At 69.6% G+C, this 14,132-nt stretch carries 14 protein-coding genes; 10 read left to right on the top strand and 4 right to left on the bottom strand.

The window, feature by feature from the left end; all coding sequences use genetic code 11:
* The first annotated feature begins 97 nt into the window (after positions 1–97).
* The 6 genes from D3869_RS31415 (at position 98) to D3869_RS31390 (ending at position 7,705) form a co-directional block, all read left to right on the top strand.
* Positions 98–1,525, top strand: a complete 1,428-nt coding sequence (locus tag D3869_RS31415; RefSeq protein WP_432613450.1) for an FAD-binding oxidoreductase — start codon at positions 98–100, stop codon at positions 1,523–1,525.
* Positions 1,526–1,583: 58 nt separating this feature from the next.
* A complete protein-coding gene (locus D3869_RS31410; RefSeq protein WP_137143508.1) occupies positions 1,584–2,666 on the top strand; it encodes an ABC transporter substrate-binding protein in 1,083 nt (360 codons plus the stop codon).
* A gap of 175 nt (positions 2,667–2,841) precedes the next feature.
* Complete coding sequence (locus D3869_RS31405; RefSeq protein WP_137143507.1) at positions 2,842–3,972, top strand: ABC transporter ATP-binding protein; 1,131 nt, start codon at positions 2,842–2,844, stop codon at positions 3,970–3,972.
* Between the two features lies 1 nt (position 3,973).
* Positions 3,974–5,758, top strand: coding sequence for an ABC transporter permease subunit (locus D3869_RS31400; protein ID WP_137143506.1), 1,785 nt, complete (start codon positions 3,974–3,976; stop codon positions 5,756–5,758).
* 50 nt (positions 5,759–5,808) lie between these two features.
* Entirely contained in the window at positions 5,809–6,729 is a 921-nt protein-coding gene (locus D3869_RS31395) for a dihydrodipicolinate synthase family protein (RefSeq protein ID WP_137143505.1), read from the top strand.
* An 85-nt stretch (positions 6,730–6,814) separates the two neighbouring features.
* Positions 6,815–7,705: an IclR family transcriptional regulator gene (locus D3869_RS31390; RefSeq protein ID WP_175426699.1), complete on the top strand. Its 891-nt coding sequence runs from the start codon at positions 6,815–6,817 to the stop codon at positions 7,703–7,705.
* Between the two features lie 157 nt (positions 7,706–7,862).
* Here D3869_RS31390 and D3869_RS33375 read toward each other — a convergent pair whose 3' ends face one another.
* Together D3869_RS33375 and D3869_RS31385 are read right to left on the bottom strand one after the other, a co-directional pair.
* Positions 7,863–8,009 carry a hypothetical protein gene (locus D3869_RS33375; protein ID WP_175426698.1) on the bottom strand — a complete coding sequence of 49 codons (147 nt, stop codon included), beginning with the start codon at positions 8,007–8,009 and terminating at the stop codon, positions 7,863–7,865.
* Positions 8,010–8,102: 93 nt separating this feature from the next.
* Positions 8,103–9,011, bottom strand: coding sequence for a LysR family transcriptional regulator (locus D3869_RS31385; protein WP_137143660.1), 909 nt, complete (start codon positions 9,009–9,011; stop codon positions 8,103–8,105).
* A gap of 111 nt (positions 9,012–9,122) precedes the next feature.
* Between D3869_RS31385 and D3869_RS31380 the strand changes: the two genes are divergently transcribed.
* On the top strand, positions 9,123–10,541 hold the full coding sequence (locus D3869_RS31380) for an MFS transporter (RefSeq protein WP_137143504.1): 1,419 nt from the start codon (positions 9,123–9,125) through the stop codon (positions 10,539–10,541).
* A gap of 18 nt (positions 10,542–10,559) precedes the next feature.
* Here D3869_RS31380 and D3869_RS31375 read toward each other — a convergent pair whose 3' ends face one another.
* The gene (locus tag D3869_RS31375) at positions 10,560–11,039 is read right to left on the bottom strand and encodes a VOC family protein (protein ID WP_137143503.1); all 480 of its coding nucleotides are present in this window, start codon (positions 11,037–11,039) and stop codon (positions 10,560–10,562) included.
* 99 nt (positions 11,040–11,138) lie between these two features.
* Between D3869_RS31375 and D3869_RS33370 the strand changes: the two genes are divergently transcribed.
* Positions 11,139–11,315 (top strand): hypothetical protein, encoded by a 177-nt coding sequence (locus D3869_RS33370; protein WP_172428503.1) that lies wholly within the window; start codon positions 11,139–11,141, stop codon positions 11,313–11,315.
* A gap of 22 nt (positions 11,316–11,337) precedes the next feature.
* Here the strand turns inward: D3869_RS33370 and D3869_RS34590 are convergent, their stop codons facing one another.
* Positions 11,338–12,012, bottom strand: a complete 675-nt coding sequence (locus D3869_RS34590; protein ID WP_282190195.1) for a GntR family transcriptional regulator — start codon at positions 12,010–12,012, stop codon at positions 11,338–11,340.
* A 153-nt stretch (positions 12,013–12,165) separates the two neighbouring features.
* Here D3869_RS34590 and D3869_RS31365 point away from each other — a divergent pair, with 153 nt between their 5' ends.
* Both D3869_RS31365 and D3869_RS31360 read left to right on the top strand, forming a co-directional pair.
* Complete coding sequence (locus tag D3869_RS31365) at positions 12,166–12,987, top strand: ABC transporter permease (RefSeq protein WP_137143502.1); 822 nt, start codon at positions 12,166–12,168, stop codon at positions 12,985–12,987.
* Between the two features lie 65 nt (positions 12,988–13,052).
* Complete coding sequence (locus D3869_RS31360; protein ID WP_137143501.1) at positions 13,053–14,057, top strand: ABC transporter substrate-binding protein; 1,005 nt, start codon at positions 13,053–13,055, stop codon at positions 14,055–14,057.
* Positions 14,058–14,132: the final 75 nt, after the last annotated feature.

Below are 14,132 nucleotides of genomic sequence, written 5' to 3'. Positions count from 1 at the left end.
AAAAAGAAGTTTGTTGGAGCACAAATCTCAAGTTATCATATTCCAGTTGAAGCAATCGCATAGCGATTGAATAATGGATAGATCAAGGAGATCGCGCGTGGACGTGATCGCTGAACTGACGAGCCTGATCGGCGCCGACGCCGTCCTGACCGACCCCGCCGATCTGGACGCCGTGACCGAGGACTGGCGCGGGCGTTACCGCGGCCCGGCGCTCTGCCTCGCGCGCCCCGCCAACGCCGGGCAGGTGGCCGACGTGGTGCGGTGCTGCGCCAAGCACGGGGTGCCGGTCCTGCCACAGGGCGGCAACACCAGCCTGTGCGGCGGCGCCGTCCCGTCGGAGTCCGGCCCCGCCCCGGTCATCCTCAGCCTGACCCGCATGCGCGCGGTCCGCGCCATCGACCCGGTGAACAGCACGATGGATGTCGAGGCCGGCTGCGTCCTCGCCACCGTGCAGGAGGCCGCCGCGGCGGCCGGTCGGCTCTATCCGGTCAGCCTGGGCGCCGAGGGCTCCTGCCAGATCGGCGGCACCATCGCCACCAACGCCGGCGGCACGTCGGTCCTGCGCTACGGCAACACGCGCGAGAACGTGCTGGGGCTGGAGGTCGTTCTGGCCGACGGCACCATCTGGTCGGGCCTGTACGGCCTGCGCAAGAACAACACCGGCTACGACCTGAAGCATCTGTTCATCGGCTCGGAAGGCACGCTCGGCATCATCACCGCGGCGACGCTGAAGCTGCACCCGCTGCCGACGCGCCACGCGGTGGCCTGGGTCGGCATGGCGTCGCCGGAGGACGCGCTGACCCTGCTGACCCGCGTGCAGGCGCGCAGCGCGGCCCGGCTGTCCGCCTTCGAGATGATCAACCGCCTCCAGCTCGATCTGGTGGTCGGCCATGTCCCCGGCCGCCGCAGCCCGATCGAGAGCGAGGCCGACTGGCATGTGCTGATCGAGCTGTCGGACAACGGCTCCGGCGAGGCGCTCGACGCCGAGCTTCAGGCGATCCTGGAGGAGGCCTTCGCCGACGGCCTGCTCAGCGACGCGGCGCTGGCGTCCAGCGAGGCGCAGCGCCACGCCATGTGGGAGGTGCGCCACAGCGTGTCGGAGGCCAACAAGAAGGCCGGCGTCGGCCTGACCACCGACTGCGCGGTGCCGCTGTCGGCGGTGCCCGCCTTCATCGCGGCGGCGACCGCGGCGGTGCGCGCCCTGGTGCCCGACCTGCCGGTGATCGTGGTGGCCCATCTCGGCGACGGCAACGTCCACTTCATCCCCTTCTTCACCTTCGACGCCTGGGAGGCCGCCGCATCGGGCGACCGCGACGCGCTCGCCGCCGCGCTGCGCCACGCCGTCAACGACGAGGCCGCCCGGCTCAAGGGCACTTTCAGCGCCGAGCACGGAGTCGGCCGCGTCCAGCTCGCCGAGATGGCCCGCTACAAGCCGCCGGCCGAGCTGGCGCTGATGCGCGCCGTCAAGCAGGCGCTCGACCCGCAGAACATCCTCAACCCCGGACGGCTGCTGCCGCCGGGCTGATTCCCGCCGTCCTTCCCCGCCCATCCGCCGTCCCGGCCCATCTTCGAGGAGTTCCGACATGAGCACACGTCAAACCGGCTGGTCCCGCCGCACCCTGCTGAAAGCCGGCGCCGCCGGCACCGCGGCGCTCGCCATGCCGGCGATCTGGAGCCCGGCCCGCGCGCAGAACAAGCGCATCGTCGTGCGCGATGACGGCGGCATCTACACCAAGGCCTATGGCGAGGTCTTCTACAAGCCCTTCACCGCGGCCACCGGCATCGAGGTCGTCGGCGTCCAGGCCAACGCCGAGCCGACGGCGCAGATCCGCTCGATGGTCGAGGCGAAGTCCTACACCTGGGACATGGCCAAGATCAGCGAGCCGGCCATCCTCATGCTGACCAGCGGCGACAAGCCGATGCTGGAGAAGCACGGGCTGGAGAACGATCCGGCGGTCGCCGCCATTCCCAAGCAGTACATGTCGGAATACGGCGTCGGCACCAACGTCTACACCACCGTTCTGGCCTACCGCACCGACGCCTTCAAGGGCCGCAAGGCGCCGGCCTCCTGGAAGGATTTCTACGACGTCGCCGGCGTCCCCGGCCGCCGCGCCCTGCGCAAGCATCCCTTCGACACCATCGAGCAGGCGCTGATGGCCGACGGCGTGCCCACCGGCGAGGTCTATCCCTGCGACTTCGACCGCGCCTTCAAGACGCTGGACCGCATCAAGAAGGACATCCCCATCTTCTGGACCAGCGGCGCGCAGGTCGAGCAGATGCTGATCTCCGGCGAGGTCGATCTCGTCCCGACCTGGGTGTCGCGTCCGCAGGCGGCGATCGCCGCCGGCGCTCCGGTCGGCATCGTCTGGGACCAGAACATCTGGGGCCTCGACAACTGGGCCATCCTGGCCGGCACCCCGAACGCCGACGCCTGCCGCCAGTTCATCAAGTTCACCTGCGACGCGAAGCGGCAGGCGGAGCTGGTGAAGTACTTCCCGGCCGGCGTGACCATGCCCGACGCCTTCAAGCACATCGACCCGGCGATCGCCCCCAACTGCCCGACCTTCCCGGCGAACATCGAGAAGGGCGTCAAGATCAACGCGCAGTTCTGGCTGGACAACCAGCAGAAGGCGCTCGAGCGCTACAACGCCTGGCTGCTGAGCTGAGGCGACGGGACGTCGCGTCCCCGAAGACCCGTTGCTGAGGGCCTGTTCCTGAAGGCCCGTTTTTGAAGACACGTTTCTGGAGACCCGCGTCCGGCCTCCCGTCCCTGCCTGGCGGGGCCGGCCGCGGGGCTCCCGCATTTTTCCCAACTCCCCTTTCGACGCGAGGAGACCTGCCATGTCGTCGTCCAGCCTAACCGTCCAGGGCCTCGCCAAGCGCTACGGCGATTTCGTGGCGCTCGCCCCCACGGATCTCGTGGTCGCCGACGGTGAATTCCTGACCCTGCTCGGCCCGTCTGGCTCGGGCAAGACGACGTTGCTCAGTCTGCTCGCCGGGCTGGTTCCGCCCGATGAAGGAGTCGTGCGCATCGGCGCGCAGGACGTGACCTACGCCCCGCCCTACGAGCGCGACATCGGCGTGGTGTTCCAGAACTACGCCCTGTTCCCGCACATGACCATCGCCGAGAACATCGCCTTCCCGCTGAAGATGCGGAAGATCCCGGAGGCCGAGGCGAAGAAGCGCGCCCAGGAAGCCCTGGAGATGGTCCATCTGCCGCACATCGCCGGACGCTACCCGCGCGAGCTGTCGGGCGGCCAGCAGCAGCGCGTCGCCCTGGCCCGCTGCATGGTCTACAAGCCCTCGATCATCCTGATGGACGAGCCGCTGGGCGCCCTGGACAAGAAGCTGCGCGAGCACATGCAGCTCGAGATCAAGCATCTGCACCGCGAGCTGGGGACGACGGTCGTCTACGTCACCCACGACCAGGAAGAGGCGATGACGATGTCGGATCGCATCTGCCTGATGAATTCCGGCCGCATCGAGCAGCTCGGCACGCCGGCCGACCTCTATTTCCGCCCGCGCACGCTGTTCGTCGCCGACTTCCTCGGCGAATCCAACCTGCTGCCGGCCTCGCTGGGGACCCGGCTGGGCGACGAGGCGGAGATCCGGCTGGGCAGCGCCGGCATCCCGGGCCGCGCGCTCGCCAACGGCCTGGACCTGCCGCCGGGCTCCCCGGTGCGGGTGATGGTGCGGCCGCAGAACCTGAGCATCGCCCGTCCTTCCGGCGACGAAACGGCCGTGATGGGCCGGGTGTCCGACGTGATGGTCACCGGCAGCCTGACCAAGGTCTACATGCAGCCGCTCGACGACGCCCTGCCGCCGCTGGTCGCCGCCTTCGCCACCCGCAACGAGGCCGAGGCCATCCGCATCGACGACGTGATGGCGCTGTCCTGGGACAGCCGCGACGCCGTGGTGATCGCGGACCGCGGCCCGGCGGCCATGCCCGCAACCACGGCCAAGGCGGCCTGACATGAGCGACCAGATCATGACCATGCCCCACGCCGCCCCACGGCGCGGCGCCCCGCCGGCCTGGCGCAAGCCGGTGCTGATGGGCGCCCCCATCGTCCTGCTCCTCACCGTCTTCCTGGTCTTCCCGGTCGGCCAGCTCCTGGCGCTCAGCGTCTACAACGGCCAGGGCTTCACGCTGGCGCCCTACCAGCAGCTCTTCTCGTCCAGCCTCTACGTCACCGTGCTGTGGATCACGCTGAAGATCTCGCTGGCGACGACGCTGGTCGCGGTGGCCGGGGCCTACCCCATCGCCTACCTGATCTCCGTCACCAAGGGACCGGCGAAGAGCCGTCTGATCTTCTGGGTGCTGCTGGCCTTCTGGACCAGCTTCCTGGTGCGCGCCTTCGCCTGGGTCATCATCCTCGGCCGCAACGGCGTCATCAACGGCACGCTGATGTCGCTGGGCATCATCGACCGGCCCATCGACCTGCTCTACGGCTTCGGCTCGGTGCTGGTCGGCATGGTGCACGCCATGCTGCCGCTGGCGGTGATGACCATGCTGGCGGTGATGGAGAACATCGACCGCACCCTGCCCCGCGCCGCCAGCACGCTCGGCGCGCGCCCCGGCACCGCCTTCTGGACCGTCTATTTCCCGCTGTCGCTGCCCGGCGTCGCCGCCGCGGCGATCATGGTCTTCGTGACGGCCATCGGCTTCTTCATCGTGCCGGCCCTGCTCGGCGGGCGGCGCGAGACGATGATCACCCAGCTCATCATCGACCAGATCCAGCAGACGCTGAACTGGGGCTTGGCGGGCGCCATCTCGGTGCTGCTGCTGACGGTGGTGCTGGCGGTGTTCGTCCTCTACGACCGCGTCTTCGGCTTCGCCACGCTGACCGGCGAGACCGCGGGCGCCGCGCACAACCGCGACACCGCCATGCGGCGGCTGGGCGGCCGGGTGCTCGGGCTGCTGGGGGCCGCGAGCGACGCGCTCATCGGCCTGTTCCCGCGCCGCCGCCCGCGCGGCACCGGCGAGATGCCGTCGGCCGCCCTGCGGACGCTGGTGTGGACGATGCTGGTGCTGATCAGCCTGCCGGCCTTCCTGATGATCCCGCTGTCCTTCGGCGAGGCCGGTCTGGCCTGGCCGCCCACCGGCTTCTCGCTGCAATGGTACGAGCAGCTGTTCCAGTCGCCGCTGTGGATGCAGGCGCTGACCCGCTCGCTGGTGGTGGCCTTCGGCACCGGCCTTCTCTCGATGGCGATCGGCGTGCCGGCGGCCTTCCTGATGGTGCGCAGCCGGATGCGGGGCAAGGGCGCCATGCTGGCCTTTATCCTGTCGCCGGTGATCGTGCCGCGCATGATCATCGCCGTCGGCATGTTCTACCTGTTCGCCCAGATGGGGCTGGTCGGCACCATCCTGGGTCTGGTGATCGGCCACACGGTCGTCGCCGTCCCCTATGTGGTGATGACGATGACGGCGGTTCTGCGCAACTACGACACCCGGCTCGACCTCGCGGCGCAGAGCCTGGGCGCCCGTCCGCTGGCCGCGCTGCGCCACGTCACCTTCCCGATCCTGGGAGCCGGCATGCTGTCGTCCTTCCTGTTCGCCTTCGCCACCTCCTTCGACGAGCTGACCATCTCGCTTTTCTCGTCGGGCGGTCTCAGCGCCACCCTGCCCAAGCAGTTCTGGGACGAGGTGACGCTGCAGGTCTCCCCCGTCATCGCGGCCGTGTCGACCGGTCTCCTCGTCTTCGTCGCGGTGCTGATCTACGCCGCGGACCGGCTGCGCCGGCGCAGCCTGGCCTCCTGACCATCGCCAGCGCCGACGCTTCCATCTCTTCGCACTTCCAAGGATACATCATGCTCGATGCCACCAAACTCCGCGGCATTCTGCCCGCCACCCCGACGCCGGTGACCGCCGACGGCACCATCGACGTCGCGGCGTCGAAGGCGCTGTTCTCCTGGCTGAACCGCCAGGGGATCGACGGGGTGGTTCCGCTGGGCGGCACCGGCGAGTACGGCGCGCTGGCGCGGGCCGAGCGCAACCGCTTCGCCGCGCTGACGGTCGAGGCGATGGCCGGCAAGAAGCCGGTCATCGCCGGCGTGCTCGACACCGGCTACCATGACGCCCTGGCCGCGGGCCGCGATTTCGCGGCGGCCGGCGTGGACGGCCTGCTGGTCCTGACGCCCTACTACACCAACCCGACCCAGGCCGGCATCCGCGACTACTTCCTGCGCTACGCCGACGAGTCGCCGGTGCCGATCCTGATCTACGAGATCCCCTACCGCACCCGCATCGCCGTCGATCCGGAGGTGCTGCACGAGCTGTCGCGCCACGAGCGGATCGTCGGCATGAAGGCCTGCAACACCGACATGTACCACTTCCTGCGCACGATGGCCGGGCTGGACCCGTCCTTCGCCATGCTGAGCGGCGAGGACACGCTGTTCCCGCTGCATGTGGCCGCGGGGGCCAAGGGTGGCATCGTGGTCACGGCCAACCTCCTGCCGCGCGCCTGGCGCCTCGTCTTCGACCTCGCCTCGTCCGGCAAGACCGCCGAGGCGCTGGAGGTGCACCGCACCCTCATCCCCATGATGAACCTCGCCTTCGCCGAGACCAACCCCGGCCCGATGAAGTCGGTGATGGATCTGATCGGCGTGAACGCCCCGGCCATGCTGCCGCCGCTGCGCGAGCCGCGGCCGGAGCTGCGCGAGGCGCTGAAAGGCGAACTGGCGCGCCTTCTGACCACCTATGAAGGGCTGCCGGCGGCCGCGGTGGCCTGACCGGTGGCAACGCTTGCGCGTGGCATCCGGCGCGCCGGATGCTATGCGTAGGCGAACCATGCCGACGACGCGAGGACGAGCACCGATGAAGGCCGGAAAGACCACCAGGACGGGCGGCATGGCGGGCAGCATGGCGGGCACCACGGCGGACGGCGATGGCCAGCAGGCCGCGCCGGCCGTCAAGCCGAAGGCCGACCCGCGCGAATCCTCGCTGTTCGTCGGCTCGACCGAGAAGACCTTCCAGATCCTGCACGCCTTCGACGGCCCGCACCGGCAGATGCCGCTGTCCGAGATCGCCAAGGCGGCGGGGCTGGACCGCAGCGCCGCCCAGCGGCTGGTCTACACGCTGGAGACGCTGGGCTATCTGCGGCGCGTCCACGGCACGCGCAACTACGCGCTCAGCCCGAAGCTGCTGCAGTTCTCCTACAATTACCTGCGGGCGAACGAACTGATCGAGAAGGCGTCGCCCTACCTGCTGGACATCAGCCGGAGCGTCGGCGAGACCGCCAACCTCCAGGAGCTGGACGGCCACGAGATCGTCTTCGTTGCCCGCTTCCCCGGCCGGCATCTGGTGAACATCGACATCATGGTCGGCAGCCGGCTGCCCGCCTACTTCACCGCGTCGGGCACCGCCATCCTGTCGCGCCTGTCGGAGGAGGAACAGGAGGAGATCCTGGCCCGCACCGACCTCCGCCCGCTCACCCCCTTCACCGTGAACGACCCCGGACGGCTGCGCGCCCGCGTGCAGGAGGCGGCGGAAAAAGGCTATGCCGTGGTGACCAACGAGACGGTGATGGGCGACATCTCGGTCGCCGCCGCCATCACCGACGAACATGGGCACGCGGTCGCCGGCCTGAACATCTCCGTCCCCACCACCCGCTGGACGCCGGAGTCGGCCGAGCAGGAACTCGCCCGGCATGTCCAGGTGGCGGCGACCTCGATCTCCGTCAACAAATTCGCCGGCTATCCGCGGTAGCGGCGTCAGGACGGACGGGACGGCACGGCGGCGAACAGGTGGGCGTTAAAGCGGATTGCAATCCGCTTTGGACCGCGACGGCGGTCCCGGCCGCACATGCGGCCGAAGCCCGCCGGCAAGTGAGGCGATGTGAGTCTAAAGCGAACGGAAGTTCGCTTTAGAGGTTGACCAGGATGCGGACGTCGTTGGTGGCGGTGCTGACCGCCGGATCCAGCGGCTCCGGTGCCGCACGGAGCGGAGCGCCCGGCAGGGCGAGGAGGGCACCGAGGAGCAAGCCCGCCAGCGCGCGTCGGAATCCGGTCATTGCGCCCCGGCCGTCGACGTCGATCCGGCCTTACCAATGCCGGGAGGAGGAGGAGGTTGCGCCGCTTCCGCTCCGCCAAAGGTGTGTTGCGGATCAATCCGGCTCGCGGCAGGCCGCGAGAATCCGCCCGCGCAGCCAGCGGTGGGCCGGGTCGGCGTCCTGCCGGGGGTGCCACATCTGAGTCACCACGACCTCGCCCAGGACGGCCTCCAGACCGGCGGGAAGCGGCAGGGTGCGCACCCCGGCCACCCCGGCGGCGAGTTGGCGTTCGGAGACCAGGGCGGTCAGGTCGGAGGCGCGGACGATCGCCAGGGCCGCCGGGAAGCTCGGCACCACCGCCACCACCTTGCGGGCGAGGCCCAGGGCGGCCAGCGCCTCGTCCACCCGGTCCCGCACCAGCCCGCGGCGCGAGGTCAGCACATGGCCGCAGGCGGCGTACTGTTCCGGCGTGACCGTCTCCTGCCGGGTCAGCGGATGGTCCTCCCGCACGGCGGCGACCAGCCGGTCGCGGAGCAGGCTCTGCACCTTCAGCTCCGGCGTGGTTTCCGAATGCACCCCGATGTCGAGGTCGATCAGACCGTCGCGCAACGCCTGCGCGTCGCGGTTGCCCCGCGGCGCGAAGCGCAGCAGGACGCCGGGCGCCTCGGCGGCGACGCAGGCGACCAGACGGGCGGCGTAGACCTCGATGAAGCTCTCGCTGGCGCGCAGGGTGAAGCTGCGCTCCAGCCGGGCGATGTCGATGTCCTCCGCCGGGCGCAGCACCGCGCGGACCTCCTCGGCGAGGCCGGGCACCCGCTCCCGCAGCTGGATGGCCCGCGGCGTCGGGACGAGGCCGCGTCCGGCCCGGACGAGCAGCGGGTCCCCGGTGACCTCGCGCAGGCGCGCGAGGGTGCGGCTCATCGCGGACTCGCTGAGGCCGAGCCGCCGCGCCGCCTTGACGACGCTGCCCTCCGCCAGCAGCGCGTCGAGGGCAATGAGCAGGTTGAGATCGGGATCGGCCATGGAGCCCGAGGCTAACACATGGCGCCCCATGCAGGAATAACCTGCACAGGCGGCGTCTTCCGCCATGCCAAGCGGAGAGCGACATTGATCCAACCCCTGTTGGAGACACCGATGCCCCGTTCCACCCTCGCCCGAACGCCGGATTCCCCGCATCCCGACGGGCTGCCCATGCCCCGCCGCGCCGTGGCCGCCGCGTCCGTCATCGCCGCGATCGTGCTCGTCGTGCTCGACGGCGCCATCGCCAACGTCGCCCTGCCGACCGTCGCCAACACCCTCGGGGTTCCGCCCGCCGACACCGTCTGGATCATCACCGCCTACCAGTTGGCACTGGTGATCGCGCTCCTGCCCGTCGGCGCCCTTGGCGAGAGTCTCGGGCACCGCCGGGTGTTCACCGGCGGGGTGCTGCTGTTCACCGCGGCTTCCGCCGGCTGCGCCCTGGCGCCGACGCTGCCCTGGCTGATCGCCGCGCGCTTCGTCCAGGGGCTCGGCGGGGCGGCGGTGATGGCGCTGGGTGTCGCGCTGCTGCGCTTCGTCTATCCGCAGCGGCTGCTCGGCGCCGCCATCGGCTGGAACGCCCTGGCCATCGCGCTGGCCTCGGCGGCGGGACCGACGATTGGAGCGGGCATCCTTGCCGTCGCTCCCTGGCCGTTTCTGTTCGCGGTCAACATCCCGGTCGGGATCGTGGTTCTGGCGACCGCCCGCGCGCTGCCCACCATCGCGGGAACCAAACGCCGCCTCGATCCCGTCAGCGTCGCCCTCAACGCCGGGTTCTTCGCCGCCCTGGTGATGGGGGCGGAAGCCATCGCATCACAGCCCCTGCGCGGCGGCGCGTTGCTGCTGGCCGCGACGCTCTGCCTTGCCGGGCTGGTCCGGCGCGAAAAGGACCGCGAGGCGCCGCTGGTGCCGCTCGACCTGCTGCGGGTGCGCTCCTTCCGCCTGTCGGTGGTCGCCTCCGTCCTCTGCTTCACCGGACAGATGGCCGGCACCGTGGCCCTGCCCTTCTATCTGCAGCACGGGCTCGGCCAGGACATCGTCACGGCGGGGCTGTTCCTGGTGCCGTGGCCGCTGGCGACCGCCGTCGCCGCACCCATCGCGGGCCGGCTGTCCGACCGGATGGGCACGGGCTGGCTGTGCGCCGTGGGCGGCCTGCTGCTCGCCTCCGGTCTCGCCCTGGCGGCGGCTTGGCCGCTCGCTCAGGACCCGTGGCCGCTGGTGGTCTTCATGGTGATGTGCGGTTTCGGCTTCGGGCTGTTCCAGACGCCCAACAACCGCAACATGCTGCTGACCGTGCCCAAGGCGCGCAGCGGGGCCGCGGGAGGGATGCAGGGCACCGCGCGTCTGGTCGGACAGACCGCCGGCGCGGTGCTGATGACCGTGCTCTTCTCGCTGCTGTCCGGTCCGGAGGCCGCGCCGCGCCTCGGCCTCGCGGTGGCCGCCGCCCTTACCCTGGCGGGCGGCCTGACCAGCCTGCTGCGCGTTCCCGCGCGCGGCGCGGCGGAGGTTGTGGAGGCGCCGGCTCCGGGCCGGTGAGCCCCCCTCCGGGGATCGTCAGCCGCGCCGCGCGGCCTCGATCGCGGCGACGTCGATCTTGGTCATGCCCATCATCGCCTCGAAGGCGCGCCTGGCTTCGTCGCCGCCGGCCGCCAACGCCTCGGTCAGCACGCGCGGCGTGATCTGCCAGGAGACGCCCCAGCGGTCCTTGCACCAGCCGCAGGCGCTTTCCTGCCCGCCGTTGCCGACGATGGCGTTCCAGTAGCGGTCGGTCTCCTCCTGGTCGTCGGTGGCGATCTGGAACGAGAAGGCCTCGTTGTGCTGGAGCGTCGGTCCGCCGTTGAGGCCGAGGCAGGGAACGCCGGCGACCGTGAACTGGACCGTCAGCACGTCGCCCGCCTTGCCGGACGGGTAGTCGCTCGGAGCGCGGTGAACGGCGCCCACCGCGCTGTCGGGAAAGACCGTGGCGTAGAAGCGAGCCGCGGCCTCCGCGTCCTTGTCGTACCAGAGGCAGATGGTGTTCTTGGCGGTCGTCATCGCGTGTCCCTTCCCTGTCGGTGCGTTGCCGATGCGCGTGAGGATACGCCCCCGCCCTTGTTGACGGGAAGGTTGCAATCCTTTTCGCAGAGGTGGCGCATGAGCGACCCGAAGAAGCCGGACGACGCCGGCATCCATCCCCCGCGCAGCTACGACCCCGACAGCAAGAAACCGGCCAGCGACCGCGACGAGGCCGCGCCCGGCACGCCGGGAACCGGCGAGGACATCGACCCGAGGACCGGCGAGACCTTCACCGAGGGCATCGGCGGCGCCTGACCAACCCTTAACCGCCCAGCCCTCATCGTCCGGCGGCTAAAGCCTGCATGGTCACGCGGGCGGCGCTGGCGATGTGCTCGTCGTAGAGCTGGCGCGTGCGCACCGTGTCGCGGGCGGTCATTGCCTCGAAGATCTCGCGGATTTCGCGGATCGTGTTGGGCAGCCGCCCCGGCTCGGCCAGCGACACCCCGCGCAGCAGCTGGATGCGGTTGTGCAGCGCCTTGAGGATCTGCGCCATCGTCGGGTTGCCGCAGCCGGCGATCAGCGTGTCGTAGAACATGGTCTTCGCCGTGCGGATGCGCGACGGCACGCCTTCCGCCGCCGCCGCCTCGAAGGCCGCCATGGCGTCGGCGAGGATCGCCCACTGCTCCGGGCTGGCCTGGGCGATGAACTCCGCCGCCGCCAGGCTCTCCAGCGCCCCGCGCACCTGATAGATCTGCCGGACATCCTCCGCCGTCAGGGTCACCACCTCCAGCCCGCGTTGGGGCACGTTGTGGACCAGCCCCTCCGCCTCCAGCTGGCGCAGCGCCTCCCGCAGGATCGGGCGGCTGACCTGCAACGCCTCGCACAGCTCGCGCTCGACCAGCCGGTCGCCGGGGGAATAGCGCCCGTCGGCGATGGCCGCGCGCAACAGGTCGATCACCTGCTGGCGCAGGGGAGCGGCGACGCGGACAATATTTATCGGCAAATTTGACATAAAGTTTCTCTTCTTGTCAGACAGTATGACGATCTGCTTGCGCCACACTACCACCTTCGATTAGCATACGTATCAACGGCGGTCCAAGCGGCCCACAGCGGCGAACGCCACACCCACCCCACCATACCATCACCTCGCACACAGGAGGCAGGCGTGCAGCGGAGTGCACAAGCGAGCGCCGTTTCAAAAAGCGCCGGCGAGCCTGAGGCGGCGTCCGACCCCAACCGGCAGAGGCGCCGCGAGCGGCTGCTGCAAATCGGCACGCTGGTCCTGCTGCTCGCCGTCTGGGAATTCGCAGCGCGCGACGCGAACAAGCTGCTGGTCGCGGTGCCCAGCGACATCGCCGTGGCGACCTGGGAGCTGCTGCTGAACGGCGAGCTGCTCTCGGCGACGCTGGACAGCATGTCGACCTTCGTCCTGGGCTTCGTCATCGCCTCGGTCATCGGCATCGTGGTCGGCTTCGCGATGGGCACGAACCGCACGGTGGAGGTGATCCTCGATCCCTACATCAACGCGCTCTACGCCATGCCGCTGGTGGCGCTGATCCCCATCCTGATGCTGTGGGTGGGCATCGGCTTCCTGGCCAAGATCACGATCATCATCCTGTTCGCGGTCTTCCCGGTGATCATCAACACGGTCACCGGCGTGAAGAACGTCGACCGGCATTATCTGGACATCGGCAAGGCCTTCATGGCCTCGCGGTTCATGGTCTACCGCCGTATCATCGCGCCCTACGCCCTGCCCTACGTGGCGAGCGGCCTGCGCATCGCGCTCGGCCGCGGCATCATCGCGATGATCGTGGCGGAGTTCCTGACCTCCATCTCCGGCCTCGGCGGCCTGATCATCAACTACACCAACGCGTTCGAGACGGCCAAGGCCTTCGCCCCGGTCCTGGTGGTGGCCCTGCTCGCCAACGCGCTGACGGTTCTCGTTCAAAAGGTCGAAGAGCGTTTCGGCCGCTGGCGCCGCCGCTGACCGGCCCGCCTCCCCCGCACCACACGCGCCCCACACCACACCGGATTGAGGAAGGAAGAGGGATCATGAGCATGATGTCCCGTTCGCTGAAGGCCGCCCTGCTGGCGGGTGCCTTCTCCGTGGCGATGAGCACCGCCGCGCTCGCCGCCGACGCGCTGAAGATCGGCATGCCGGCCAAGATGTTCCTGAACCTCGTCGAGTTCGTCGCGCAGGACCAGGGCTTCTACGAGAAGAACGGCCTGACGGTGGAGCTGGTGCACATCGCCGACAGCTCCATCCCCGTGCGCTCGCTGATCGCCGGGGAGCTGGACGTCAGCCAGGCCGGCATGTCGGAGACGCTGGCGGCGGCCGACAAGGGCGGCGCGCTGAAGACCATCGGCGGCGTCCACACCGGCCTGCACTACGCCTTCTACGCCAACGCCGCGTCGGGCGTGAAGGACGTCACCGACCTGCCGGGCAAGAAGGTCGGCATCTCCTCCCCCGGCTCGCTGCCGCACGTCGTCATCACCGCCCTGATGCGCCAGGCCGGGATGAGCGAGGACCAGATCAAGTCGGTGCAGTGGGTCTCGCTGAAGGGCTCCTCGGCCCGCATCAACGGCATCCTGACCGGCACCATCGACGCGACCGTCTCGAACTACGACCCGAAGGCCGCGCACGACAAGAACGCCAAGGTGCTGTTCGTCGTCTCCAAGAAGCTGCCCAACTACGTGATGACCCCCTGGGACGTCAACGACGCGACCATCGCCAAGAAGCGCGACGTGCTGAAGCGCTTCGTCAAGGCGGAGCTGGAGGCGACCCGCTGGATCTTCGACAACGAGAAGGGCGCGCTCGACGTCGCGAAGAAGCACTTCGACTACAACGACGAGCAGCTCGCCGAGTTCTACGAGTTCTACAAGGTCGGCGGCATCTGGAACCCGAACGGCACCGTCACCGCCGAACAGGCCAAGTACATGCAGGAGCTGAACGTCGAAGGCGGTCTGCAGAAGGCCGTCCACCCGGCCGAGAAGGTGCTGGACACCAGCATCGTCCAGGAGGTGCTGGCGGAGATCGGCACCTACAAGCAGCCGTAATCCCGTCGGGGCCGGCGCCGCACCGCCGGCCCCCTTTCCTTTCTCCCATTCCGCCCGCCGTCCCGCCTCAAGTCC

The sequence above is a fragment of the Azospirillum brasilense genome (assembly GCF_005222205.1).
In the GTDB taxonomy this organism is placed as follows: domain Bacteria; phylum Pseudomonadota; class Alphaproteobacteria; order Azospirillales; family Azospirillaceae; genus Azospirillum; species Azospirillum brasilense_G.
Note: the sequence above shows the minus strand (reverse complement) of the source record. Positions and strands in the feature narration are given on the sequence as shown.

What these genes read in the sequence shown, in the direction of transcription:
- D3869_RS31410 (WP_137143508.1), top strand. Translation starts at nt 1,584, where the DNA reads ATGAGCACACGTCAAACCGGCTGGTCCCGCCGCACCCTGCTGAAAGCC.
- D3869_RS31405 (WP_137143507.1), top strand. Translation starts at nt 2,842, where the DNA reads ATGTCGTCGTCCAGCCTAACCGTCCAGGGCCTCGCCAAGCGCTACGGC.
- D3869_RS31400 (WP_137143506.1), top strand. Translation starts at nt 3,974, where the DNA reads ATGAGCGACCAGATCATGACCATGCCCCACGCCGCCCCACGGCGCGGC.
- D3869_RS31395 (WP_137143505.1), top strand. Translation starts at nt 5,809, where the DNA reads ATGCTCGATGCCACCAAACTCCGCGGCATTCTGCCCGCCACCCCGACG.
- D3869_RS31390 (WP_175426699.1), top strand. Translation starts at nt 6,815, where the DNA reads ATGAAGGCCGGAAAGACCACCAGGACGGGCGGCATGGCGGGCAGCATG.
- D3869_RS33375 (WP_175426698.1), bottom strand. Translation starts at nt 8,009, where the DNA reads ATGACCGGATTCCGACGCGCGCTGGCGGGCTTGCTCCTCGGTGCCCTC.
- D3869_RS31385 (WP_137143660.1), bottom strand. Translation starts at nt 9,011, where the DNA reads ATGGCCGATCCCGATCTCAACCTGCTCATTGCCCTCGACGCGCTGCTG.
- D3869_RS31380 (WP_137143504.1), top strand. Translation starts at nt 9,123, where the DNA reads ATGCCCCGTTCCACCCTCGCCCGAACGCCGGATTCCCCGCATCCCGAC.
- D3869_RS31375 (WP_137143503.1), bottom strand. Translation starts at nt 11,039, where the DNA reads ATGACGACCGCCAAGAACACCATCTGCCTCTGGTACGACAAGGACGCG.
- D3869_RS33370 (WP_172428503.1), top strand. Translation starts at nt 11,139, where the DNA reads ATGAGCGACCCGAAGAAGCCGGACGACGCCGGCATCCATCCCCCGCGC.
- D3869_RS34590 (WP_282190195.1), bottom strand. Translation starts at nt 12,012, where the DNA reads ATGTCAAATTTGCCGATAAATATTGTCCGCGTCGCCGCTCCCCTGCGC.
- D3869_RS31360 (WP_137143501.1), top strand. Translation starts at nt 13,053, where the DNA reads ATGAGCATGATGTCCCGTTCGCTGAAGGCCGCCCTGCTGGCGGGTGCC.